Source organism: Gilvimarinus polysaccharolyticus (assembly GCF_001187555.1).
Lineage (GTDB): Bacteria > Pseudomonadota > Gammaproteobacteria > Pseudomonadales > Cellvibrionaceae > Gilvimarinus > Gilvimarinus polysaccharolyticus.
In genome coordinates, this window is sequence record NZ_LFIJ01000001.1 from 1,265,385 (window position 1) to 1,289,596 (window position 24,212).

Annotated in this window: 22 protein-coding genes; 6 read left to right on the top strand and 16 right to left on the bottom strand. The window is 50.5% G+C overall.

Going from position 1 to position 24,212, the window contains the following annotated elements:
* Window positions 1-19: 19 nt before the first annotated feature.
* Window positions 20-1,078 carry an LPS export ABC transporter permease LptG gene (gene lptG / locus GILYN3_RS05340; RefSeq protein ID WP_049721881.1) on the bottom strand — a complete coding sequence of 353 codons (1,059 nt, stop codon included), beginning with the start codon at window positions 1,076-1,078 and terminating at the stop codon, window positions 20-22.
* Entirely contained in the window at window positions 1,065-2,156 is a 1,092-nt protein-coding gene (gene lptF, locus GILYN3_RS05345; protein WP_049721882.1) for an LPS export ABC transporter permease LptF, read from the bottom strand. The genes lptG and lptF overlap by 14 nt, the downstream gene beginning before the upstream one ends.
* A gap of 296 nt (window positions 2,157-2,452) precedes the next feature.
* On the opposite strand from lptF, the gene GILYN3_RS05350 reads away from it, so the two are divergent.
* Genes GILYN3_RS05350 through GILYN3_RS05360 form a run of 3 tightly spaced genes read left to right on the top strand, consistent with a single transcriptional unit; the run spans window position 2,453 to window position 4,866 of the window.
* Window positions 2,453-3,937, top strand: coding sequence for a leucyl aminopeptidase (locus tag GILYN3_RS05350; protein ID WP_049721883.1), 1,485 nt, complete (start codon window positions 2,453-2,455; stop codon window positions 3,935-3,937).
* 4 nt (window positions 3,938-3,941) lie between these two features.
* A complete protein-coding gene (locus tag GILYN3_RS05355; protein ID WP_049721884.1) occupies window positions 3,942-4,373 on the top strand; it encodes a DNA polymerase III subunit chi in 432 nt (143 codons plus the stop codon).
* 10 nt (window positions 4,374-4,383) lie between these two features.
* The gene (locus tag GILYN3_RS05360; protein ID WP_049721885.1) at window positions 4,384-4,866 is read left to right on the top strand and encodes a hypothetical protein; all 483 of its coding nucleotides are present in this window, start codon (window positions 4,384-4,386) and stop codon (window positions 4,864-4,866) included.
* A gap of 18 nt (window positions 4,867-4,884) precedes the next feature.
* Here GILYN3_RS05360 and GILYN3_RS05365 read toward each other — a convergent pair whose 3' ends face one another.
* The 8 genes from GILYN3_RS05365 to GILYN3_RS05400 form a co-directional block, all read right to left on the bottom strand.
* Complete coding sequence (locus tag GILYN3_RS05365; RefSeq protein WP_049721886.1) at window positions 4,885-6,084, bottom strand: sugar efflux transporter; 1,200 nt, start codon at window positions 6,082-6,084, stop codon at window positions 4,885-4,887.
* A gap of 250 nt (window positions 6,085-6,334) precedes the next feature.
* Window positions 6,335-6,691 (bottom strand): YajD family HNH nuclease, encoded by a 357-nt coding sequence (locus GILYN3_RS05370; RefSeq protein WP_049721887.1) that lies wholly within the window; start codon window positions 6,689-6,691, stop codon window positions 6,335-6,337.
* An 85-nt stretch (window positions 6,692-6,776) separates the two neighbouring features.
* Window positions 6,777-7,046: a hypothetical protein gene (locus tag GILYN3_RS05375; RefSeq protein ID WP_049721888.1), complete on the bottom strand. Its 270-nt coding sequence runs from the start codon at window positions 7,044-7,046 to the stop codon at window positions 6,777-6,779.
* A 357-nt stretch (window positions 7,047-7,403) separates the two neighbouring features.
* On the bottom strand, window positions 7,404-9,275 hold the full coding sequence (gene aceF / locus GILYN3_RS05380) for a pyruvate dehydrogenase complex dihydrolipoyllysine-residue acetyltransferase (RefSeq protein WP_049721889.1): 1,872 nt from the start codon (window positions 9,273-9,275) through the stop codon (window positions 7,404-7,406).
* Between the two features lie 110 nt (window positions 9,276-9,385).
* The gene (gene aceE, locus GILYN3_RS05385; protein ID WP_049721890.1) at window positions 9,386-12,037 is read right to left on the bottom strand and encodes a pyruvate dehydrogenase (acetyl-transferring), homodimeric type; all 2,652 of its coding nucleotides are present in this window, start codon (window positions 12,035-12,037) and stop codon (window positions 9,386-9,388) included.
* Between the two features lie 301 nt (window positions 12,038-12,338).
* On the bottom strand, window positions 12,339-15,494 hold the full coding sequence (locus GILYN3_RS05390; RefSeq protein ID WP_049721891.1) for an insulinase family protein: 3,156 nt from the start codon (window positions 15,492-15,494) through the stop codon (window positions 12,339-12,341).
* The gene (locus GILYN3_RS05395) at window positions 15,494-16,591 is read right to left on the bottom strand and encodes an AI-2E family transporter (RefSeq protein WP_049721892.1); all 1,098 of its coding nucleotides are present in this window, start codon (window positions 16,589-16,591) and stop codon (window positions 15,494-15,496) included. Before GILYN3_RS05395 ends, GILYN3_RS05390 begins: the two co-directional genes overlap by 1 nt.
* Before the next feature lie 25 nt (window positions 16,592-16,616).
* Window positions 16,617-16,880, bottom strand: coding sequence for a sulfurtransferase TusA family protein (locus GILYN3_RS05400; RefSeq protein WP_049721893.1), 264 nt, complete (start codon window positions 16,878-16,880; stop codon window positions 16,617-16,619).
* A 193-nt stretch (window positions 16,881-17,073) separates the two neighbouring features.
* Between GILYN3_RS05400 and GILYN3_RS05405 the strand changes: the two genes are divergently transcribed.
* Window positions 17,074-18,519, top strand: a complete 1,446-nt coding sequence (locus tag GILYN3_RS05405) for a M48 family metalloprotease (protein ID WP_049721894.1) — start codon at window positions 17,074-17,076, stop codon at window positions 18,517-18,519.
* A gap of 27 nt (window positions 18,520-18,546) precedes the next feature.
* Here GILYN3_RS05405 and GILYN3_RS05410 read toward each other — a convergent pair whose 3' ends face one another.
* Genes GILYN3_RS05410 through GILYN3_RS05420 form a run of 3 tightly spaced genes read right to left on the bottom strand, consistent with a single transcriptional unit; the run spans window position 18,547 to window position 20,403 of the window.
* Entirely contained in the window at window positions 18,547-18,801 is a 255-nt protein-coding gene (locus GILYN3_RS05410) for a SlyX family protein (RefSeq protein WP_049721895.1), read from the bottom strand.
* Between the two features lie 47 nt (window positions 18,802-18,848).
* Entirely contained in the window at window positions 18,849-20,024 is a 1,176-nt protein-coding gene (locus tag GILYN3_RS05415) for a serine hydrolase domain-containing protein (protein WP_049721896.1), read from the bottom strand.
* A 34-nt stretch (window positions 20,025-20,058) separates the two neighbouring features.
* Entirely contained in the window at window positions 20,059-20,403 is a 345-nt protein-coding gene (locus GILYN3_RS05420; RefSeq protein ID WP_049721897.1) for a c-type cytochrome, read from the bottom strand.
* Window positions 20,404-20,513: 110 nt separating this feature from the next.
* Here GILYN3_RS05420 and yciH point away from each other — a divergent pair, with 110 nt between their 5' ends.
* Together yciH and GILYN3_RS05430 are read left to right on the top strand one after the other, a co-directional pair.
* Entirely contained in the window at window positions 20,514-20,837 is a 324-nt protein-coding gene (yciH, locus tag GILYN3_RS05425; RefSeq protein WP_049721898.1) for a stress response translation initiation inhibitor YciH, read from the top strand.
* Window positions 20,838-20,931: 94 nt separating this feature from the next.
* A complete protein-coding gene (locus tag GILYN3_RS05430) occupies window positions 20,932-21,468 on the top strand; it encodes a hypothetical protein (protein ID WP_049721899.1) in 537 nt (178 codons plus the stop codon).
* 98 nt (window positions 21,469-21,566) lie between these two features.
* Here GILYN3_RS05430 and GILYN3_RS05435 read toward each other — a convergent pair whose 3' ends face one another.
* The 3 genes from GILYN3_RS05435 to GILYN3_RS05445 all read right to left on the bottom strand — a co-directional run bounded on the left by GILYN3_RS05435 (window position 21,567) and on the right by GILYN3_RS05445 (window position 24,185).
* Window positions 21,567-22,514 (bottom strand): acetyl-CoA carboxylase carboxyltransferase subunit alpha, encoded by a 948-nt coding sequence (locus GILYN3_RS05435; protein WP_049722578.1) that lies wholly within the window; start codon window positions 22,512-22,514, stop codon window positions 21,567-21,569.
* A 346-nt stretch (window positions 22,515-22,860) separates the two neighbouring features.
* Complete coding sequence (locus GILYN3_RS05440) at window positions 22,861-23,670, bottom strand: DUF4198 domain-containing protein (RefSeq protein WP_049721900.1); 810 nt, start codon at window positions 23,668-23,670, stop codon at window positions 22,861-22,863.
* Between the two features lie 47 nt (window positions 23,671-23,717).
* Window positions 23,718-24,185 (bottom strand): DUF2271 domain-containing protein, encoded by a 468-nt coding sequence (locus GILYN3_RS05445; protein ID WP_049721901.1) that lies wholly within the window; start codon window positions 24,183-24,185, stop codon window positions 23,718-23,720.
* Between the last annotated feature and the right edge of the window lie 27 nt (window positions 24,186-24,212).

Sequence of the window (24,212 nt, forward strand, 5' to 3'; positions counted from 1 at the left end):
GTTAAAGCAAGCGCTCGAACTATGCAGCACGACGCAACAGCACTACCCCGAGCAAAAAGCATATAGCAATTGGCACCAAAACCGCCACTAACGGCGGAAAACCAAACACAATACTGGAAGGCCCCAATAAACTTTGCACCAACCTAAAGACAATACCAAAAGCCACACCGGTAAAAATTCGCTGCCCCATTGTTACCTCGCGCAGCGGACCAAACACAAACGAGATAGCAATTAACACCAAGCTTGCGGTTGCTAACGGTTGTAACAATTTTTGCCAAAATGCCAAAGTATATTCACTGCTTTCTAGGTTTTGCTCATTCAAATACTCTACATATTCGTGCAAGCTTTCTATCGACTGCGCCTCGGGCGGGACCGCCACAATGTCTAACAACTTAGGTGTCAGCTCGGTGTGCCATTCACGCTCAGGCAATCGCCGAGTAGTTAATGTATCGCCAGTAAAGTTAGTAATCAATACCGTTTCTTCGTGCCATACGCCGTCACGATACTCAACGTTTTGAGTGAAACTTGCCTCTTCGAGCTTGCCGTCAGCAAATCGATAACGACTAACCCCACGCAGATTTCCGCCCGGCTGGACAACATTAAACTGTATAAACTCATTGGATTCCCGATGCCAGACACCGCGTCGAGTTTGTCCTTCATCACTGTAACCTAAAGCAATGGCGCGACGGCTTTCAGAAACTTGATCGGCGTAAGGAATAACATACTCACCCAGTGCAATGCCCATTAAAATAAACAACAACACCGGCTTAAGTACCATCCAAACAATGCGGCCAACCGACACACCCGCTGCCCGCATTACCACCAACTCACTCGATCCGGCCAAGTTGCCAAGACCGATTAAGCAACCAATTAAAACCGCGTAAGGCAAGTATTCATAAGCGCTGCGAGGCAAGCCCCATAAAATATAAATCAGCGCCTCGACCAAGGTATAGCCCTGCCTTAACTTATCCAACTGATCAACGAGCTTGCCAATAAAATCAAGCCCCAACACCAGCAGTAAAACCATTGCCACCGCGCCAACGACCGCACGCGTCACATAACGATTAAGCTTTGACACGCTTACTCCCCAACCGATTTATCAAGTTGCTAGGCCCAACAAAGATTAACCACGCTATGGCAATAAATACAGCATGTACAGACCACAGCCCCGGTAAAATAGGAAACTTGCCCGCCTCCATCTCGGAGCGTACCGAGCTGAGCGCCGCCAAATAAACGAGGTACAGAATAATCGCGGGCAACATTTTTAAATATCGACCTTGGCGCGGATTAGTATGACTAAGAGGCACCGACATAAACGCCACGACTAATACCAGTAAGGGCATCGACAACCGCCACTGTAGCGTTGCCCTGGCCGATAGGCTTTCGTCCTTTAATAAGTCGCGAGTTGGCCGGGCATCGGCCTCTATGTCGTAAGCGGCCGACACCTCGGGCTCAGGAATGTGCTGAGCCAGCTGGTCAAACTCGGTAATTTGATAATTGGCAGAACCCGGCCGGCCTTGATAACGAATTCCATTGTGCAGCTCAAGGTAACGCTCACCAAATTCGCTGTTGTAGCGCTGTTTACCTACCTCGGCAATCGCCACCGAGGTGGGAGTACCTATTTGGGTAAGAAACAATTGGTTCAGTTGAGTTCGGTTGTCACTAATAGACTCAACGTAAGCCACCACCTTACCGCCGTTGAATGGCTGAAAATGACCGGATCTTAATGTGGTAAATTCACTGCGTGAACGCTGCTCGGCAAAAAGCTTTTGCGTTTTAGCCGCGCCCCAAGGACTTACCCACAAACTCATCGCACCAACGATTAACGCCACCATCAATGCTGGAACAGCGGTAATAAGCAGTAATTTCTTTTGGCTCATACCACAGGCACTAAGCACTACCATCTCACTGTCCATATGCAGGCGACCATAGGCCAGTAATATGGCGATAAAAAATCCCAGCGGTACAATCAGCTCTAAAAAGCCTGGTAACCGATAGGCCATAATCGTAAACAGTAAATCAACGGCGATTTTGCCCGAGGCGGCATCGCCTAAGTACTTTACAAAGCGGCCGCTCATAATAATCAGCAGTAAAGTCGTGCTGACGGCGAGCGTCGTCACTAACACTTCACGCGACAAATAGCGAAATACGATCAAAATACAACCATCCTTACAAATTGAGGCGGTTTAACAGACCCTTAATGGGGGCACATGCACGGTAACAACCAAAGATTTTGGCTCCTCGCCCGCTGATGACGTAAACTAGGCGGCATTATCCCGTAACCGAGGCCATTTGTCTCGATATCTGGTTAAGCCAAGCGATAGACCGTACCGCGGCGCTGTTCGTTCCAAGATCTGTAGGCCGACTTCCATAAGCCTGTTGCCTCAGACCCGTATAGCGCACATCGATTATCGCTAACTGCTCGCAATACAAAATCTATTAGGGGTCATACATGCAATTTCAAGCTAAGTCATTCGATGCTGCCAGCCATCGCAGCCCGCTTCTTGTGGTAGGCGTATTTTCCAATACAACTCTAACCCCCGGAGCCCATCTGATCGACCAAGCAGGCAAAGGCCAGCTAAGCAAGTTACTAACCCGCGAGAAATTCACCGGCGCTCGCGGCACCAGCCTAATGCTGCATCACAGTGTGGGCCAAACCGCCGAGCGGCTATTAATTATCGGCTTAGGCCCGCTCGAAAAAAGCTCGATTGAACCTGCAGCGATAAATGCCGCCCTTAATGCACTGCAAAACGTAGCAAAAAGTGCCACATACAAAAGCCTCAGTATCGATCTGACTGGAGTTTCAGTTAGCGGCCAAGCCAGCAGCTGGTTAGCGAGCCACATTGCACAAACATTAACCACCGGGTTATGGCAATTTGATCAACTTAAAAGTCAAAAATCCAACAAGCTTAATATCAACAAAATTACTGTTAACACCGACGGCAGTGCAGCTACGATAAAAAAATCGCTAGAACAGGGGCAGGCATTAGCCGACGGCATGAACTACGCCCGTGAGCTGGGCAACCTGCCCGGCAATATCTGCACGCCAAGCTACTTAGCCAACCAAGCCCGTGCGATGGGTCGCGGCCAAAGCAAGTTAAAGGTAAGCGTACTCACCGAAAAACAAATGCAAGCCGAGGGCATGGGTTCGCTCCTGTCAGTATCAGCTGGCAGCGACGAACCCGCCAAGTTGATTGTCATGGAGTACCGAGGCGCGGCTAAATCGCAAGCACCCAACGTGCTCGTAGGTAAGGGTATTACCTTTGATACCGGCGGCATCAGCCTTAAGCCTGGCGCCGGTATGGACGAGATGAAGTTTGATATGTGCGGTGCCGCCAGCGTATTTGGCACCATGAAGACGCTACTCGCACTGCAGCCCAAAATAAATGTAGTGGCTATTGTGGCGGCGGCCGAAAACATGCCATCGGGCGGCGCCACCAAGCCTGGCGATATTGTCACCTCTATGTCGGGACAAACTATCGAGGTGCTAAATACCGATGCCGAAGGCCGATTGGTGCTGTGCGATGCATTGACCTACTCCAAGCGCTTTAAACCCAAAACAGTTATCGACATTGCTACGCTCACCGGCGCCTGCGTTATCGCTTTAGGCAGTCACGCACATGGCTTGTACAGCAACGACCAAGCATTTGCCGATCGACTTTTAGACGCAGGTATCGAAGCAGGTGATCGCGCTTGGCAAATGCCGTTATGGGATGAATACCAAAAACAACTCGACAGCAATTTTGCTGATATCGCCAATATTGGCGGTCGCGAGGCGGGCAGCATCACCGCCGCCTGCTTCTTATCGCGCTTTACTAAAGATCTTTGCTGGGCACACTTAGACATCGCCGGTACAGCGTGGAAATCTGGTGGCGCAAAAGGCGCTACCGGCCGCCCGGTACCTTTGTTAGTACAATATTTACTCAACAATAAATAAACCCATGACCGAAGTAGATTTTTACATCCTTAGCAGCGATGAAACAGATAAGCAGCTGGCGTTTGTCAGCCGCTTATGCCAAAAGGCCATCAACAATGGCTTGCGGGTGCTTATCGCAGCCAATGACGAAGCCCAACTGCAGTCAGTCGCGCAGTATTTAACTCATGAACGTCCCGAGAGTTATCTGCCGTGGCGTCACAGTGATGCCACCGACCGCGGCGAGCCCATCGCCCTTGATTGCAAGGGCGAGTGCGGCAATCATAAAGATGTACTGATAAACCTATGTGCGCAGCTACCAGAATACTTCAGCCGTTTCAGTCGAATGGCCGAGGTAGTCATTCAAACCGATACCGTACTTGCACACACCCGCCAGCATTGGAGTTTTTTAGGCGAGCGAGGCTACCCTATTCGGCATCACAAAATGGGACGTGGTTAAGGTTAACGACATGAGCGATACGCCCGAGAAAACTCGCAGTGAATTATTAAACGAGCTGGAATCTATTCAAGGGTTACTGGATGACGATGAGATTCCGGTACTGCAAGAAGTAATAGAAAGCCTTGAAAAACACCACAATAATGCACTGGGGCTGCATGAGGTCAATTACGAATTGGACTTGGGCAATAGCGCGTTAACCGCTGAGCAAGCCAACAGCCACGAACCCGCCGAGAAAAACACCACCAGCCGCGCACAACATAATACGGCTCAGGGTGAGAATCCTTTTTTACCACAGCATATTCGCTCCCGTTTACGAGGCAACCGCGCGGGTGATTTTGCTACCGAGGCAAGTGATTTAAAAAATACCGCACGACAACAACTGATTGATGACGTTATTAACGATTTACTGCCACAATTAAAAGCCACTTTACACACAAAGTTATCCGTTTTAACCGATGCCCAGCTGCAAGCGCTAAACAGTCAAAGCGATTAACCTACTTTGCAGCCTCAGCTACGATTGTGGTCTAAAATTCTTACCGCCTCGCACCAGCATAAACAAACCGCCCGCAATAACCACCAACACCATATTGGCTATAAACACACTTAAATAACCGTAAGCTTCAGCCACACCGCTAATCAATACGCTGCTTAGCAAAGTCCCCACATGGGTGGTATTGGTGTACAGCGCCGAAGCACTCCCTGCCCGCCCCGGCAACATCTCTTGCACCACGGATACGCCTAAGCCTGCCAGCACACCAACAAACACCGCGTTAGCCAACTGTAAGGCAAATAACTGCCATAGCTGATCAGCCCAGTAAACCCCGGCATACAACACTAAACCGGCCAAAGCGCTGGCACGCACTAAAGTTAAAGGGTTCATTCGCGCCGCCAACACCCCAGCTAACAACATTACCGGAACCTCGAGCCCTGCGGCAGCCCCCATAATCCAACCGACCCAACTGATTGAAATATCCAGGTTGCGTGTTAAGTGCAAAGGTAAGCTAATTAAATAGGCGTTATTAACACACCACATCAATGAAAATGCTAAGACACACAACGCCAAAGACCAGCGCGAGCGTACATCTAACCCACGCCACAAACCCGATTTAAGCTCGGCCACATCACCCGAGTGGTTCTCGACTTTTAAAGCAGGCAACATTTTTGGACTGACAATCGCCACCGCCGCAAACAACCCCGCCGCTACCGAGTACAAGCTGGTAAAGCCCCAATGACTGGCAATTAAAAAACCAGCTGGAGGGCCGGCCACCCAAGCAAACGCAATTTGAGCCCGCACCACGGCATTAAACAAGGCAATACGCTCTAACGGCAAACTGCTCTCGGCGTACTCTAAGCTATAAGCCAATATCTGTGAGAACGCCACCATCGCCAAGCTCAGCAAAAATATCGCCGATAAACACGTCAGCCAATAATGACGCGACAGTGCAAACACCAGGCAACCCAGCACGCCAACTACACACAATGCCACCACCAACATACGCCGATCTTTAAGTGAATCAGACCAAGCACCAATCAGTTGATTGTAAACGATACTGCCAATTGCAATGCCCGCGTATGGAATGCCGACCCAAAACGGGCTCACACCCACCTCATCGGCAAAAAAGATGCTCAGCGTCGGCAGCAACAATGCCCCCACGACGCCCATCGCAAAGGTCAAAAAATAAATGCCCAGCGCTACCGGAGTAAACAGCATCGTATTTCTTAAAAGAACGTTCACTCTCACCTCAAGTTATAATTGGGCATTATGTTATGCCCGCTAATATCAATGACCCAATGCAAAACCCCAGCCTGAGCAAGCTCAGGCTGGGGTTTTATAATATTGCTAAGTCTACACCAGAATTCGATGACAACAGAGAAAGAAGCGTAAAGTCCGTTAGACTAGAGCCGCCACAAGATCCTAGCAGACACTATGTAGCTTACTGTGATCCATTGAAAAGACAATATCACTCACCGTCCAGCTTGGCCTTTAAGTCGGCAAACGGGTTGTAAGTCGCAGGTTTAATTTTGCTTTCCGTGGTACTGCCGTAGCGCACCAAGTTCTCAAATTTAGTGTGCTCTTCATCGTGGCAATACAAGCATAGCAACTCCCAATTACTGCCATCGCTGGGGTTATTGTCGTGGTTATGATCTCGGTGATGCACGGTTAGTTCGGACAAATTCTTGTGGGTAAATTCACGAGTACAGCGACCGCAAATCCACGGGTAGAGCTTTAACGATTGTTCACGATAGCCCGATGCCCGCTTATTGTTGTACTCCAACTGGGCCGCACGCACTTTATCAAAATTACTGGGGGTACTCATAAAAGCCTCACTCCTGTTCCGTTAGAGCATAAACCAAAGCTGTTATCAGGTATAGGCTCCTGTGTGGGGCTCTACCCCACAATAGCTAGCCACCCCCCAAAGCCACTGCAATACCGTAGCCTGCGGCGTACAAAGTTTTTGAACCGCTCCACGCGGCAAAAACATAGGCAGGGATAAACAACAAAGCACAACTTATTGCCCTGCCAGTAAACAAATAAACCAACGCTAAAAATGTACACGCCGCCACAGCAACCCCCTGTATGCTGCTAATACTTGAGGAGTATTCAATTTGACTTTGCAGATACAGCGAAATTAACGCGACCAGATACGCCGCAACCACCAATAAAAATTTCATACTTTTGCCCTAAGCCCTGTAAAACATAAGTTCGCCCCTAACAGGCATATTACAAATGGAGCTAACACGCAAAAGGCCCGTCAGGCTAAAAGCCTACGAGTGTTTTTAAATATCGAAGATTGCACCGATGAGATTTGATAAATAAAATAAAAATCCATTTAAGAGCTTCCGTTATATTCTTGCGCACAAACTACTGAGTGCTACTTAAACTTAATATTATCCCACAACGATTTAGATGCCAAGCATTCAGGCACGCGCACTTAATAATCAGCGCTGACAACCACAGTTTTTATTTAACCATTAAAAAAGCCCAGCTTGATCGCTCAAGCTGGGCTTTTAAACACGACCAATTTACCCTTACAGCAAAAGACGACGTACGTCGGCAATTACAGCCGTTAGGTAAGTAAAGAAGCGTCCGGCATCGGCACCATTGATGGCGCGATGATCGTAAGATAACGCCAGCGGCAACATGTTGCGCGGGATAAACTCACTACCGTTCCAAACAGGTTTCATTTGTGCGCGTGAAACCCCCAAGATAGCCACTTCTGGCGCATTAACAATGGGCGTAAAGCCATTGCCACCCATAGCACCCAAGCTTGAGATAGTAAAACAACCACCTTGCATATCCGCAGCGGTTAGTTTGCCATCACGCGCTTTTTTAACCAAAGCGGTAAAGTCGTCGGCTAATTCCCACAAGCCTTTTTTATCGACATCGCGAATCACTGGCACCATCAAACCGTTAGGGGTATCTACAGCAACCCCAATGTGCACATATTTTTTCTGCACAATGTGCTCGCCATCGTGATGCATCGAGACGTTAAAGCTCGGCTCGGCGACCAATGCGGCGGCACAAGCTTTTAGCAAAAATGGCAGGGGCGATAACTTGCTACCACGCTTTTCGGCTTCGGCTTTAAGGCCTTTACGGAAGGCTTCCAGCTCGGTGATATCAGCATCATCCCACTGCGTAACGTGCGGAATGTTAAGCCAGTTACGCACCATGTTGTTAGCGGTGAGCTTTTTAACTTTGCTCATTTTTACGGTTTCGATCTCGCCAAACTTGGCAAAATCGACCGCTGGAATTGCAGGAATTCCACTACCAGCTGCAGTCGCACCATTACCTGATTGGCTAACGGCTACGATGTTTTTGACGTAGCTGCGAACATCGTCTTTGTTAATACGGCTGCGCGGACCACTGCCTTTCACTTGCTTAAGATCAACGCCTAACTGACGCGCCAATTTGCGCACAGAAGGACCGGCGTAAACCTCGGACGAGTTAACCACTGCGACGTTGTCGGCTGTTACCGGTGATCCGGCTGAAGTGGTCGGAGTGTTCACCGGGGCGCTTGGTGCTTGAGGCGCGGCCTCAATTTTAGCTGCAACCGATTCAACTTCCATTTCACAAATGGCGTCACCCTGAGAAAGCTTGTCACCCTCTTTGGCGATAACCTTAAGCACTTTACCGGCACTAGGTGCTGGAATTTCCATCGAGGCCTTATCAGTCTCCAGCACGATCATGGTGTCACCTTCACCAATTTCATCGCCAGCACTGATGGATATTTCAATAACTGCAGCGCCTTCAGAGCCGCCAATATCTGGCACAGCAACAGTCTCAACCGAACTGCCAGCAACCGCTGGAGCTGCAGCACTGGATTGCTCAGGAGCGGCCTCAGCCACCTCTGACGCAGCACCAGTCATTACACCCAACTTATCGCCTTGCGACACTTTGTCGCCTTCTTTTAAGTCGATGCTAATAATTTTACCGCTAGCCGGCGCTGGAATTTCCAGTGAAGCTTTATCGGTTTCTAACACGACAAGCGAATCGCCTTCATTAACTTCATCGCCAACAGCGACACAAACCTCAATCACATCAACGTTATCTGAACCGCCAATATCAGGGATAGTAATCGTTTGTTCGGCCGATGCGGCAGCAGGTGCAGCTTTAGGGGCCGGCTCACTTTTAGCCGGTGCCGCTTGCTCAGCACTTGCACTCGCTTCTGTTTCGATTTCAAAAATCACATCGCCTTCAGAAACTTTATCGCCGTCTTTAACTTTAATAGCCGTGATTTTTCCGGCAACAGTACTCGGTATTTCCATCGAAGCCTTATCGGTCTCTAATACCAACAGCGAGTCATCGACTGCAACGGTATCGCCAACGGCGACCGATATTTCAATGACATCTACATTTTCCGAGCCGCCAATATCAGGGACTTTAATCGATTCAATTGCCACGGTAACTCCTCGCTACTTTTTTAATCCGCCCCAGCTTGTGGCTGTGACTTACGTTATCCAATGATCTTGCAGGGCGTCTCTTAGACGCCCCACTTATCGCGGGTAGGCGACTATACGGTCAAAGGATCGGCTTTTTCTGGATCAATACCAAACTGTTTGATGGCTTTAGCAACAACGTCGGCTTTAATTTTGCCTTGGTCAGCTAAAGATTTAAGCGCTGCGATCACAACAAACTCGCGGTCAACTTCAAAGAAGTGACGTAGTTTTTTACGTGAATCACTGCGACCAAAGCCGTCGGTACCCAGCACTTGATAATCGCCAGGAATAAACGCACGCAATTGTTCTGCGTAGTTTTTCATGTAATCGGTGGCGATAATAAATGGCCCTTCTTGAGCTTCAAGAACCTCAGTCACAAAGGCCTTACGTGGTGTTTCAGTTGGGTGCAATAGGTTCCAACGAGCGGTTGCCTGACCTTGACGGGTCAACTCGTTAATACTGGTCACACTCCAAATATCCGCTTCAACACTAAAGTCGTTGCGCAGAATTTCGGCCGCCGCAATTACTTCATTCAAGATAGTGCCCGAGCCCATTAACTGAACGCGATTTTTCTTTTTACCGGCGCCTTTCTCAAGCTGATAAATACCCTTAATAATGCCCTCTTCTACGCCCTCTGGCATATCGGGGTGAGCATAGTTTTCGTTCATCAGGGTAATGTAGTAGTAACAGTTCTCTTTGTCCTGATACATACGTTTCAGGCCATCTTGAACCAACACCGCCACTTCATAAGAGAAGGTTGGATCATAGCTGCGACAGTTAGGAATAGTATTAGCCAAAATGTGGCTGTGACCATCCTGGTGCTGCAGGCCTTCACCATTAAGTGTCGTACGTCCAGCGGTACCGCCTAGCAAAAAGCCTCGCGCTTGAGCATCGCCAGCCAACCAAGCTAAATCGCCAATGCGCTGGAAACCAAACATAGAGTAGTAAATATAAAACGGCAGCAACGGTTGTGCATGGTTGCTGTAAGAAGTCGCTGCGGCAACCCAAGCTGCCATAGCACCGGCTTCGTTAATACCTTCTTCTAAGATCTGGCCTTTCTCATCTTCTTTGTAATACATGATCTGGCCGGCGTCTTGCGGGGTGTACTTTTGGCCAAGAGCCGAGTAAATACCCACTTGACGGAACATACCTTCCATACCAAAGGTACGCGCCTCATCCGGTACAATCGGCACCACTTGCTTGCCAATCTGCTTGTCTTTAAGCAGTGTGTTTAATACCCGAACAAAGGCCATCGTGGTCGAGATTTCACGCTCGCCAGTTCCTTTAAGCTGCGCTTTAAATGCATCTAGCGCAGGAATTGGCAGCGACTCAAAATCTGATTTACGCGAAGGCAAGTAACCATTAAGAGTGCGACGACGCTCTTGCAAATATTGCATCTCGGCGCTGTCATCGGCTGGACGATAGTAAGGAATATTAACCAGCTCTTTATCGTCGATTGGGATATTAAAGCGATCACGGAAAGTTTTAAGCGCTTCTATGTCGAGCTTTTTAACTTGGTGAGCGTTATTAACCGCCTCACCTGTTGGCCCCATACCATAACCTTTAACGGTTTGCGCCAAGACAACCGTAGGCTGACCTTTGGTATTAACCGCATTGTGGTAGGCGTTGTACACTTTGTGCGAATCGTGACCGCCGCGCGCCAGATGCAGAATTTCGTCATCAGACAAATCTTTAACCAACTCCAACAACTCTGGGTACTTACCAAAGAAGTGTTTGCGCGTGTAAGCGCCACCGTTGGCTTTGTAGTTTTGCATCTCACCGTCAACCACTTCGTCCATGCGCTTTTGCAGCAGGCCGGTGGTATCTTTTTCCAGCAGGGCATCCCATCCGCCGCCCCACAGAACTTTAACAACGTTCCAGCCAGCGCCACGGAATACACCTTCAAGCTCTTGTACGATTTTACCGTTACCGCGTACAGGGCCATCTAGGCGTTGCAAGTTACAGTTGATGACAAAAATCAAATTGTCGAGCTGCTCACGGCCGGCCAAGGCAATAGCGCCCAAGCTTTCTGGCTCATCACATTCGCCATCGCCCAAAAAGGCCCAAATCTTACGGTCGCCTTTTTCGATCAGCTCACGCTGATCCATATAGCGCATAACTTGCGCTTGATAAATCGCGCCAATAGGACCAAGGCCCATCGATACCGTGGGGAACTGCCAGTAATCGGGCATCAACCAAGGGTGCGGGTAAGACGACAAGCCTTTGCCATCAACTTCGCGACGGAAGTTATCTAACTGATCTTCAGTCAGACGACCTTCAACATAAGAGCGCGCGTACATACCAGGAGAGCTGTGCCCCTGGAAGTAAATCAAGTCGCCCGGCTTATCGCCATCGTTACCACGGAAAAAGTGATTAAAGCCCACTTCATATAACGTCGCGGCCGAAGAGAAAGAGGCGATATGGCCGCCTAATTCGTCATCATTTTTATTGGCACGCACCACCATCGCAATAGCGTTCCAGCGAATAATCGAACGAATTTTACGCTCAATATAATAATCGCCAGGGCTTTGAATTTCTTTAGAGGGCGGAATGGTGTTGCGGTACGGGGTGGTGATAGCCGAAGGCTGATCAATACCGTGGTCTGCTGCAGACTCGGATAAGCTCTTCAGAAGAAATGCGGCACGCTCTTTCCCCACGTGACGAACTACAGAATCGAGGGCTTCACGCCACTCCCGGGTTTCCAGAGCATCAATATCTTCTATCATCTAATTCTCCTCAGTCATGCGCCTTTTGAGCACATTTGGACACAGCGTTAACACCAACGCAGACCGTACCTGGCAGGATAGCTACCAGTGGCCTCGCCCCATTACGTGTGACTATATTAGGGTTAAACGTGGCTATTACCCCAATACTGGGGCCCAAAAATGCGCGAATTTTTACATATTTACGGCTTTTTTGCTAGTCCTGCGTTATAAGGCTCGGGAGCCGTCGCGATCGGTATGCATTTTGCTCAGACAGGCTAAATTTCAGGCAAAAGCAATCGGCACGGGTTCTACTAACGACACTTTAAGGCAAAACCGGACCGTTTAATAACTGCTTTTGCAATCGTCCCCAGTGACTAGCTTGCTCTTTTGACTGGGCCTCGGGGGTATCTATATCGGCTTGACCTTCAAGCACTAACGCGTTGGCGACTCGCTCGGCCAGCGTTTGCCGATACTTTTTAATCGATGCCGGCGTCGCATCAGCAACAGCGGCCATCACTGCCGCGTTGGGTGCATGGGCGTCTACCAACTCGTGCCACAGCGCGACACTTGCTTGGCGCTGACCACTGGCGTGGTTATTTGCTAATCTTTGGCCAACCAACGAGCGCGCCTCGGCCAACTCGGCCGCCGACCAATCACGGGCAAGCTGCTGATGCACAAAAGCGCGCAACTGCTGAGCATCCACCGGCTCGCCAGTCTCGGCATTAGCGTAATAAACCACTATCGCTGGTCGGCCCGCTAAGCGCCAATCAAACACCACAACTTGTGCGGGCTGAATAGCAGACACAACCATCGCTGGCGCATCATTTGACTCAATCTGAGCTTCGGTATCGCTTGCTAAGCCAGCGCTATGCATTGCGGTTTCGATTTGCGAATCGGCAATGGGCGAATTCGTGGTTGCCGCATCAGTCGCGGCATCGCTTGCCAAAGGTATCGCCGCGTCAACATCAGTCACATCATCAGTCACGCCATCAACGGTCAGTTGAGAGGCAAAATCTTCGATGGTATTGAACGGCTTGGTTAGCCGCTGCTGTTTTAACGATTGACGCAACAGCTGCGCGGCGAGCTGGACGTAGGCGTAATCGGCAGCGCTAGCGCCCTGCCCTTGCAAGTACAGCGCAAGACCAGAATCATCAGTCGTGGGCATCGCTACAGCTGGCTCATCTGCCGCAACCAACAATCCATAAGTGGCAGGGCGCGGCGCGGCGCTATCGTTTTCTAGCAGGTAATGCTCTGTTAACGCCGCCAACCGCTGTGCCTCTTGGCGGTACAAGTTACCGTAAAGTAAAACACTTAAACGCGACACTCGATAATGCACGTGTTCAAACTCGCGTAACTGTCCAAAGCTGATACTAGGCAATGCTTTGGCGCGCTCCGAGCGGCTCCAACTAGGCCGATAATGCAGCCCATTTAAATGTTCACTTAAACGGCTATCAAGAGTGTTCTGCGGCGCGTTTAAACGATCGAGCACAATTTTTTTCGCTCGATTAAAGCGTCGCTCGGTAACCTTTAACTCGTCTACGGTTTGAGCTATCCGGGTAAGCAACAAGCCTAGCTGCGAATTGTAACCATGGGTATAAATATCCAACCCTAGCGGATGCGCCGTTACACTAAAATCAACTCCGGCCAAATGTGCCGCATAGGCATTTTCATTAAGCTCCTGACGAATCAACTCGGCCACCAGCTCGGCGGCCACCGCAGCGCGAGCACTGGCTCCGGCGGCAGGAACCTCTAGTCGCAATAACGCCGAGGCGACTGGGCTTGTCGTTTCGGCTCGACTAAACCAAGCCTGAAAACGCGGCTTACTAAACAGCGTTACGCGCTCATCAATACCCGTTTTTTGCGCGCTGGGTAGCATCGAAGCTTCTTTAGTACTCAAGCGCCTAGGAATAAAATTATTGCGCTCAGGAAAATCTAAACGTCTGCGTACCGCAATCTTAATATCCGGATGCTGTTCGATTGATTTAGCCACTGAGAACGGTGTCAGCAACACTGGGCTGCGCTGCTCACCGTCCACCGCCGTCTTTGACGTCAGACTAATTAAAACATTATTACTGCGTAAAAAATCCAAATAGCGTCGTGTCAGGCGCTCATTAAAATCATTAAAACGATAAGGCCCGTACAGCACATCACGCGGCGCGTAGTAATGTAAAGCATGCACCAGTTGCGCCGGATCACGCACGGCCGTGGCGTCACGATAACGAAAGTTAAGCGCCGCTGCGCGAGCTAGCTCGTCGTGACGCCAAGCGCGTAAGCCTCGCGCCCGAATTTGATCGAGCATGTAAAACACCAGCGCAACCACTTGATCTTGCGCGCGCAGTCCAAGCTCGGTTAAATCAATCCGCACTTCGTATAAGCCGTCAAAGCGTGACTGCATTCCCATACCCGTATCGATGGCATCGGCCCAACCCAAGTCTTTTAACAGTGCCAACAAACTACCGGGCCCACCATCGGCTAACAGCCTTGACACATCGGCCAACGGTTTCTCGGCGTACAGTGCCAACGGGTTGGGCACAGGGAACAACAACTGCAATTGCGGTTTAGGAATATCAGCTTGAATTTGCACCATGAGCGGCAGCACTTGCGGCGCAAATAACGGCGGATACTCCCCCTTACGCAGATTGCCTGGGGCTTTATCGCTCAGACGACTCAGAGTATTGGTTACCAATTGCTGCTGTTGCTTAAGTGGCAGATTAGCCACAAGCGCAAGACGCATACGCGCGGGAGTATAAAATCGGTTGTAATTATCTTGCAGCGCCTTAGCCACCACCGGCAACTGCGCAATACTGGCGGATACGCCCTGGCGCCGCGCCATCGGGTGCTTGGCATTAAACAGCGCACTAAAAACATCCTCGCGCCGATCGGTTAATGTAGCACCCAGCCCCGAGCGAATATTACTGGCTAATAAATTTTGACCAAGCGCTATTTGCTCATCGGACAAGTCGTCACCGCGACTAATTTGCTCGACAAAATGCTCCAGTGCTCCAGCCAATTGGCCAACTGGCACAGACAAACGATACTCTGTGTGCTCGGACTGCACCGCGATATCAGCGGCAGGATCGTTGTACAGCACTAACGCCAAGAGGTTATTAAGCTCTGGCAGTGTGACTGGATCTTGGTTGGCGCCGGCCAGCACACTAAAGGCCCAATCGGCCTCGGTTGCAGCTGGGTCGTTAACCAGCAGTACCTGCATGCCATTATCGTAAACCAACGCGCGATACCGACGCGGATCTTCGGGACTGGCAATCACCTCTTCGACTCGATAGCGCGAAGATTTTTGCGTTATTTGTCGAGCTGAGTCAGTTGCCGTTTGCGCGGCCGAGCTGGCGTCCAAAACCGCACCAAAATTAGACGTGGACTCCGGTGCGGCAGCCACACCCACGGGCAACAAACCCAGTACAATAAAGCTCAATACAGCCGTAAACGATGCCGCATTACGCAGCCAGCACCGCACAATCATTACAAAGACTCCGAAGTGTCTGATAAATGCTTTTCGTGCGCTTCGGCGCGGATCCCCATAGGCCATGCATAGAGAATGGCTTTGACTAAAGTGGCTAACGGTATGGCAAAGAACACCCCCCAAAAGCCCCACAAGCCTCCAAACACTAAGACCGCCATAATAATGGCTACCGGGTGCAAGTTAACCGCCTCCGAGAACAGCAGCGGCACTAATACATTGCCATCTAAGCCTTGGATAATGGTGTACAGCAGCATTAGGTAAAAGAACTCTGAGCCCCACCCCCACTGAAAAAAGCCAATCATGGCAACGGGTATTGTCACCACCGCTGCGCCGATATACGGAATCACTACCGACAAACCCACCGCGATTCCCAGCAACGCGGCGTAATTAAGGCCCAGCAATGTAAAGCCCACATACGACACCGAGCCAACAATTAAAATCTCGATGGTTTTGCCACGCACATAATTGGCAATTTGTTGGTTCATTTCAGCCCAGATTTTAGTCATTACCGGACGCTTATGAGGCAAAAAACTTGCGATCCAAGAAGCAATTAGCGAGCTATCTTTTAAGAAAAAGAACACCAAGATAGGCACCAAAACAAAGTACACCAGCACCGTCATTAATATGGGCAAGCTGCTTACCGAGAACGTCAGCACATTTTGCCCCATGCGGCCCAGCTCGGCGGTGGTCGCCGCAATAAGGTTTTCTACCTGAGTGTGTGTGACTAAATTGGGGTAGTTGTCGGGCAACAGCAGCAACACGCTTTGCCACTCGCTTAGCATTCGCGGAACCTCGGCAAAGAGCCGGCCAGTTTGCTGCCACAGCACTGGCAACAGCACTAAAAGCACCGAGGCAAGCATGAGCAACAGCAAAATAAAGGTGAGACTAACCGCCAACCAATGCGGCGCGCCCCAATCGCGCAGCCGCACCACCAAACCCTGCATTAAAAACGCAATAATAATACTGGCGATCATAGGCGCCAACACCAGCCCCATGGTTAAAATAACCAGTAAGCTAACGGCGATCATCACTACCAGCAGTACCGCTTCTTCATCCGAGAAGTAACGGTCGACCCAGCTGCGGACTATTTTCAGCATTGTTGTATAACTCTCCAAGTACCCACTAAGCCGAACCACCCTTTTCAATCACATAAATATATTCATCACCGGCATCGATAAATTCGATCAACCGATGTTGGGCAAGCTGTACAAAGGCATGAAAATCTCTGACCGAGCCAGCATCAGTAGCGCGTACGATAATGCGCTCGCCCACCGCCAAATCGCGCATAGCCTGCTTTGCCCGCAACAGTGGCAAAGGGCAACGCAACGTTCGAGCATCTACTGATACCGCACACTGGAGGGAACTGCTCGGATCAACCTTTGTCATACCACCTACAAACTCACATCAGACCCGCCGGCGCATCGCCAGAAGTGACCCGACATGCTAGTTAACATTACCGGCGTACACAAGTAGCAGACGATACGATTACACTTGTAATCACGGCATTAATGATACTATGCCCCACTGTAATTCTATCTGTCACCCTGCGGCCTTTAGGGCCAAAAGAGAAAAAAACGCCGTGAACAAAGCTTTATCATTAGTGCTGTCATTGCTATTGAGCCTTCCAGTAAGTCTTCCTGCCTTGGGTCGCACCAATGATTTAAATCTACCAGATTTTGGCGACACCTCGTCTGGAATTGTCTCCTATCAAGAAGAAAAACGTCTAGGCCAACTGTTTATGCGCAGCTATCGCGCGCAAGTACCCACCTCTGACGACCCCCTACTGATTAACTACTTACGTGAATTGATCGGTCGTTTAGCGCAACACAGCCAGCTTAACAATCGCAATTTTGAGCTGATCATCGCCGAAAACGCGAGCATGAACGCCTTTGCCGCTCCCGGCAACGTCATCGGCGTACACACGGGCTTATTTACCTACTCGCAAAATGAAGCACAGCTGGCATCTGTACTAACCCACGAGCTGGCACACTTAAGCCAACGTCACTACGCGCGCCGACTAGAGCAGCAGCGCAATATGACCATCCCCTTTTATACCGCCTTGCTGGCAAGCTTAGTGTTAGCTGCCAGTGGCAGTGATGGCGGTATCGCCGCCATGGCCGCAACCCAAGCAGCCGCCGCTGATGCCAGTTTGCGTTTTAGCCGCCAAAACGAGCAAGAAGCCGACCGCTTAGGCATTGATACACTGATAGACGCCGGATACGACCCTTACGCCGCACCGGATATGTTTGAGCAAATGCTAAGGGCCTCGCGCTACTCTCGCCGCCCACCCGATTTTTTACTGACCCACCCGGTAACCGAGAGCCGTGTCGCCGATGCACGCGCACGCGCCATGCGTTATCCGCGCAACGGCAACACCCAAGACTCGCTCGACTTTCAACTAATGAATGCCCGAGTACAAGTGCTGCAAGCCGAAAACGCGCAACAAGCTGTCGATATATTTAAGTCCGAGCTGGCGGGCGATAACCATACCCCCGAGGCCAGCCGCTACGGCCTGGCGCTGGCTTACAGCAAAATGGGCGACGCCGAGGCCGGCGCTAAAGCTCTCGCCCCGCTGCTAAAGCAAGACCCCAACCGACTGGTGTATCAAGTCATGGATATCGACATCGACTTGGCCGCCAAACGCTACGATACCGCCCTAAAAAAGCTGCGCACAGGCTTGCAACACCTGCCCAACTACTACCCATTTAACGTGCGCTACGCCGAGGCATTAATGAACTCGGGTCACTATCAAAGCGGCGCTGAGTTTTTAAGCCAATACGTACGCAAAGACACCGAAGACCCCTACATGTGGTACTTGCTGGCCGAGGTAAGTGGTCTGGCGGGCGATGTACTTGGGGTACACGAAGCGCGAGCCGAGTATTTTATTCAGGTGGGAGTGTATGATCGCGCTATTGTGCAGCTGCGTAATGCGTTAAAACTAGCGCCAAAAGACAAGCATCGCAGCGCCATACTGCAAGAGCGGCTGCGTTACGTCGAACGCTTATTGTCGGAGCTGGATTTTTAGCCGTTAAACTACCTGCTTAACTACCTGCTAATAGTGCGGCGGGCGCTCATCGGCGGTTGAGCCCCCCTGATCACGATCAAAGGTAGCCTCATCAAATTTACGCGCCAAACTGCTCAACTGCTTGGTCAAAGCTTGTAGCTGACGGTCTTGCCGCGCCACAATATTGCTTAGCTCGTTAATTGTGTCCTCCTGAAAACTCAAACGGCTTTGCAGCTCGATCAACTCGTCTTGCGACACTTCAGGCTGTGAGCCTGCGCCCGCCACTATAGGGTCTTGCGACATCCTGCTAACCTCAAAATAATTAGAAAAAGCACACCACTAGGCCCGCCTTAAGATACTAACGGCGCCAACTGGGCAATCAACCGCTGCGCGCGTGCATCGATCAACAAGTTTTGCCCTAAACGCGCCGTGACATACGCAAACCCCAAGCCCGACTCCGGATCGGCAAAACCAACGCTGCCACCGGCCCCAGGGTGGCCGTAGCCGGCAAGGCTACCAAATAAACAATCGTCAACCGGGCGCGAGCCCATAAACCCCAAACCAAACCGCAGCGGTACACCCAGCACTTTATCGGGCTCGGCCGAACGCGCCTGGGTAAACTCAGCCAGCGTCTGTGCGCTAACGCCCACACGTTTAGCACCGGCCGCTAACTCACCGTAAAAGCGTGCCAACCCTAAGGCACTGGCGTGGCTGTTAGCCGCGGGGATGCACGCGCTGCGCCATTGCGGGCTGTTGGTCGAATTCATTAGCGTTTGCGGGTTGCTAAAAGCGCGGTTTATCACGCCGCGTGGGTCGGCCTTCATAAGCTGCCCCAGTGCAGCGCTATTGGCACCGGGGCTAGCACTGCCCATGGCGCCCAACGGTTTTTTTAGCGGTGCAACGTCGGCCAGCTCACTTTGCCGTGCATCGGGCACACCAAAGTGCACGTTAAGAGATAACGGCTCGGCCCAGTAGTGTTTAAATAAATCGCTAAAAGTACGGCCGGTTACCTGTTTCGCCAGCTCGGCCAGTATCCAGCCATACAAAAAAGGCGAGTAACCTTGCGCGCTACCCGGTGTCCACCAAGGTTCATCGTACTCCAGTAGTTTGCTAACCGAATCGGCATCAAAAATCACTGGGTCTTTTAATCTTGGGTGAAACGCACTCATACCACTGCGATGGGCCAACACCTGACGTACGCTAATATGTTCTTTGCCCTTGCCAGTAAACGCCGGCCAATAAGCGCTAATAGGCTTATCTAAAGCAATCTCGCCGCGCTCGACCAAGGTCATTATAAGAGCCGCCACTAATGGCTTACCCGCCGAAAAAACATTAACGCAGGTATCCTCTGCCCAAGCGCGGGTACGGCCTTTATCGCGAGTACCCGCCCATGCGCTGACCAAGACTTTATTGTCACGCACCACAGCAAGCGCTGCACCTTCTTCGGCAAAGCGTGAAAAATTATCACTAAAGGCGGCAATCAGCGGTTCGGCTTCGGGCTGCCAATGGCCGTGTACCTCAATCATTGCCACAACCTTAAATCGTGCGCATTACTCATAGCTACTCTCCCTGAATGGCAAAATAAGCCGCTAGGTGCTGCATATCAGTATCCGATAAGCTCGCCACCATAGAGTTCATCATGGGGTTTTTACGCTGCCCAGATTTAAAGTCACGCAACTGCTCTAATAAATACTCTCGTGGTTGTCCGGCTAATGAAGGGTAACTGGCCACGCGCGACACTCCGCGCGGTCCGTGGCAACTCATGCAAACCCGAGCCTTGCGCTCACCAAGGGCAATGGGATCTTCAACAATCGGCTCACCATTATCACCTTGGGGTTTATCGCAACCGGCCAGCAGGGCTATTGATAATAGTGCCAGCAACGGGCGAGCAAAAGCAGTGATCATAGGCAAGCATCCGTATAATAAAAGTCGTGGCGTATTCTAGCGCCTGTGCCGCCCCAGCGCACCTCAGTTATACTGTCAGACAAGCAAAACCCAACCCAAAGGAGCCCCATGTGAGCAAAAACAGTCGACTTGTATACTCTACCGACGGCGGCCGCGTCAGCGATAAACCTAAGCCACCCGAACCCCCGAGCGGTGACGGCATTGTGCGCATACAACGCTCTAGCAAAGGCCGTGGCGGCAAAACCGTCAGCGTTATCAGCGGTGTACCACTTGCAGGCGATGAACTAAAAAGCTTGGCTAAAAAGCTAAAACAGGTGTGCGGAACCGGCGGCGCATTAAAAGATGGCAACATCGAGATACAGGGAGATCACCGCGACACACTAAAGGCCGCACTGGAAAAACTTGGCTATAACGTTAAATTGGCCGGGGGTTAATGCCCCTACCCAACCGTCAATCAGCTGGCTTGGTTATTGCTTTAAGCCAACCGGAGCTTTAAAACTGACAATTAACTGACGGTGAGGCAAATCCGTGGACAGCACGATCACATATGAAATTATCGACACCGCGTTTAAAGTCGCCATTGGCGGCATCGTCGCACTCGCCAGCGCTTGGTGGTGGGACCGGCGACAAACGGTCATTGGCCCACGTACGCTACGGGAACAAAAGCGGCTCGATATTTTTGAAGATATCTCGGCATTTGTGGGCGAAGTAACCCATATGTTTAGCAAGTACGCGTCGCTGGCGGCAGAGTCTGTAGAATTTGGCGAGCGCTGGCCCGCCGAGCGCAAGCAAGAGTTAATTCGCATTACCGAAGAGCTCGTAGAATCTTTCGGCAAAATGTCGGCCGCCGAGGCCAAGCTGTTAATCTTGGGTGAAAAGAACTTAGAGCGCAGCCTAAAAATATACGCGGGCCAAATAGTCGCGTTTCGGCGGCAGGTTTACAGTGGCCGCAAAGACATTACCACCGATCAAATAAATGCCCTAAAACAAGGGGTTTTACAGGCCCGCGAGAGTTTTTACGATATGCTAAGCCGCAAGTACGATCAAACCCTCGCCGGCGCTTAAGCGTCCCTTAAGCAAATAGCAGCCATAAAAAAACCGCCACTTTCAGGCGGTTTTTTTATGGCTAACAAGTACAGCAACACAACTATTCCATAGCGTGATTAATTACCGTAACTCATTAAACGCTCGTAACGCTTATCGATAAGCTCATCCAGTGGAATCTCACTTAACTGTTCCAGCTGTTCGCTCAGACGCTCACGTAAGGTGTCGGCCATGGCATCGATATTACGGTGCGCGCCGCCCAGTGGCTCGGGAATGGTCTCATCAACAATGCCCAACTCCTCAAGCACGGTAGAGGTCACCCCCATTGCCTCGGCGGCCAACGGTGCTTTATCGACGGTCTTCCAAATAATATTGGCGCAACCTTCAGGCGAAATAACAAAATAGGTGGAGTATTGCAGCATGTTTAGCTGATCACCCACACCAATGGCCAGAGCACCACCGGATGAACCTTCGCCAATCACAGTACAAATAATAGGCGTTTTTAAACGTGACATAACCGCCAAGTTTTGTGCGATAGCCTCACTAATGCCCCGCTCTTCTGAGTCGATACCAGGGTAGGCCCCAGGGGTGTCAATCAGAGTTAAAATGGGCAGCTTAAAACGCTCGGCCATTTCCATTAAGCGCAAGGCTTTACGGTAACCTTCGGGCTTAGGCATACCAAAATTGCGCTGGACTTTTTCAGTCACGCCACGGCCTTTTTCTTCGCCAATCACCATCACTGGTATGCCGTTTAAACGGGCAACGCCCCCGATAATCGCACCATCGTCACCAAAGTGACGGTCGCCATGCAGCTCGTCCCAATCGGTAAAAATACGTTTGATGTAATCGGAGGTATAAGGTCGTTGCGGATGCCGCGCGACCTGTACAACCTGCCAAGAGGTTAAATTAGAATAAATATTCTCGGTCAGTTTAGTGCTCTTTTCTTTGAGCTTACCGATTTCTTCATTGATATTGAGGTCGTTATCATTACCAACCAATTGCAGCTCCTCGATCTTACCTTCAAGGATGGCAATAGGCTGCTCAAAATCTAGATAGTTCAGGTTCATAGTCACAGTAACGTATTGGGGGGCTTGATTTACCCAAGCGCCCGAAAATTGATTAGGGTTTAACCAACCATTTAAAAGGCTTTTGTGGCAACGGCGCAGGGAAACAAACAAAAATACGGCTACTTACTCTATAAACGCGCATTTTTAGTTTTATTTAGACGCTGCGGCGACCTCAAATAACGTTTTTAACACTCGGCTAGGTTGCCATAAGATACGCGAAACTGGCTCGTTCGTCGACCTTTACAGCGCCCCAATCTCAGGCGGCGTTCGGAATATTCAGCTCAACTTTAAACAAGTACAAAAAAGGCGGCCCAATAGGCCGCCTTAATTACAGCACCTTAAAAGCTTAAGGTTGCAGCACCTCAAGGGTAACCGAATAGCTGTAGTAACGCTTGGCGATCTCATTGCCCTTAGGCATCTCAATCTCAGCACCCACTTCAATCAAGTAGCGGCCAGGAACACTCCAATTAACCTCGGCAGCACCTTTGTCATCCAAGGTATAAGACACGGTTCCCTCTTCATCGCGATAACGAGTACCATCGGGCGTTACCTCTACCGTTAAACCCTTAGCGGGCTTGCCGTTTAGGTTAAACACAAAGCGCGATGGCTCATCGGCGTATAGCGTATTGGGGTGAGCACCGCCCACCAGCTCGATGCCCTGTCCGCTTTTACCAAAGTTGTCGCTCGGGGCACCTAGGGTAATGTAAGTTTCCAGCAAGCTAATAGACTCAGAGAACTTAACATCGGTGGCGTTGGCTGGAATCTTAGCCTTTAGCTCATCTAATGCACCACGGCCACGGCTTGGCTTTTCTTCGCCCGGCACTTGGAACGATGAAAAGTACATTGGCTTGCCACCGGACATTACGCGGTAAGTGCCTTCTTTCTCGATATCAACATCAAACACCGAGCGGCGCTTACGCTTTACCGGGTTAATAGGCTTATGCACTTCACCGGCCGGATCAATAATCTCAACGCCATCCATCGACATGCCTTTATCGACGTAAAACAAGTTGTTTGAGGCGGTAAAATCAAAGCTCACTTGCTCGGCATCGCTCAAACTAAAATCAGTAGGCAACAACCAACGCTTATGGGCATCGGCCACCAAAGGCCATCCCATAACAGATACGGTTAACGCGACAATCATCTGCTTCTTCATACGTACTCCTTTAAATTAAATAATTAGGCTTTTAAGTGCCAGAGGCATTACGGGGCAATGGTTGCCGCAATCAGGCCAAGCTCTTTCGAACCTTTCACTTCTACTTTACCGTTATGGTTTGCCGGTAATGGCAAGCGTATATGCTCGCGGCCACCCACCTCGCGTACCGCCTCAACGTTTAGGGTTAGCGCACCTTCGGGTAAATCGCCGTCCCACGTTAAGGTATATGTACCGGGCTTACGGGTTGCACCAGAGACACCATCAATGGGCAACTCAGTTTGCGAGCCACCACGACGCCACCAACTGCGCAAATCACGCCACCACTTTTCTTGCTCGACCCAAACAGCCACATGCTCAACTATTTGACGACTGTCATCGCTAACCCATACCGCAATATAAGGGCGGTGATATTCCGCCACATCCATTTCGGGGATGTTTAGCTCTACCGTTAAAGTCTCGGCCTGGACAAAACTTGTCGCCGCCATCAATGCCGCAACGCCTACCAACTTGCGCATACACGCTCCTGTAAAATTACGCCCCGG

Coding starts and splice junctions, on each gene's coding strand:
- GILYN3_RS05355 (WP_049721884.1), top strand. CDS start 3,942: ATGACCGAAGTAGATTTTTACATCCTTAGCAGCGATGAAACAGATAAG.
- GILYN3_RS05360 (WP_049721885.1), top strand. CDS start 4,384: ATGAGCGATACGCCCGAGAAAACTCGCAGTGAATTATTAAACGAGCTG.
- GILYN3_RS05440 (WP_049721900.1), bottom strand. CDS start 23,670: ATGAAGAAGCAGATGATTGTCGCGTTAACCGTATCTGTTATGGGATGG.
- GILYN3_RS05410 (WP_049721895.1), bottom strand. CDS start 18,801: ATGTCGCAAGACCCTATAGTGGCGGGCGCAGGCTCACAGCCTGAAGTG.
- aceE (WP_049721890.1), bottom strand. CDS start 12,037: ATGATAGAAGATATTGATGCTCTGGAAACCCGGGAGTGGCGTGAAGCC.
- GILYN3_RS05370 (WP_049721887.1), bottom strand. CDS start 6,691: ATGAGTACCCCCAGTAATTTTGATAAAGTGCGTGCGGCCCAGTTGGAG.
- GILYN3_RS05350 (WP_049721883.1), top strand. CDS start 2,453: ATGCAATTTCAAGCTAAGTCATTCGATGCTGCCAGCCATCGCAGCCCG.
- GILYN3_RS05390 (WP_049721891.1), bottom strand. CDS start 15,494: ATGATTGTGCGGTGCTGGCTGCGTAATGCGGCATCGTTTACGGCTGTA.
- GILYN3_RS05445 (WP_049721901.1), bottom strand. CDS start 24,185: ATGCGCAAGTTGGTAGGCGTTGCGGCATTGATGGCGGCGACAAGTTTT.
- GILYN3_RS05415 (WP_049721896.1), bottom strand. CDS start 20,024: ATGATTGAGGTACACGGCCATTGGCAGCCCGAAGCCGAACCGCTGATT.
- GILYN3_RS05420 (WP_049721897.1), bottom strand. CDS start 20,403: ATGATCACTGCTTTTGCTCGCCCGTTGCTGGCACTATTATCAATAGCC.
- GILYN3_RS05375 (WP_049721888.1), bottom strand. CDS start 7,046: ATGAAATTTTTATTGGTGGTTGCGGCGTATCTGGTCGCGTTAATTTCG.
- GILYN3_RS05435 (WP_049722578.1), bottom strand. CDS start 22,514: ATGAACCTGAACTATCTAGATTTTGAGCAGCCTATTGCCATCCTTGAA.
- GILYN3_RS05400 (WP_049721893.1), bottom strand. CDS start 16,880: ATGACAAAGGTTGATCCGAGCAGTTCCCTCCAGTGTGCGGTATCAGTA.
- GILYN3_RS05365 (WP_049721886.1), bottom strand. CDS start 6,084: ATGCTGTTTACTCCGGTAGCGCTGGGCATTTATTTTTTGACCTTTGCG.
- GILYN3_RS05395 (WP_049721892.1), bottom strand. CDS start 16,591: ATGCTGAAAATAGTCCGCAGCTGGGTCGACCGTTACTTCTCGGATGAA.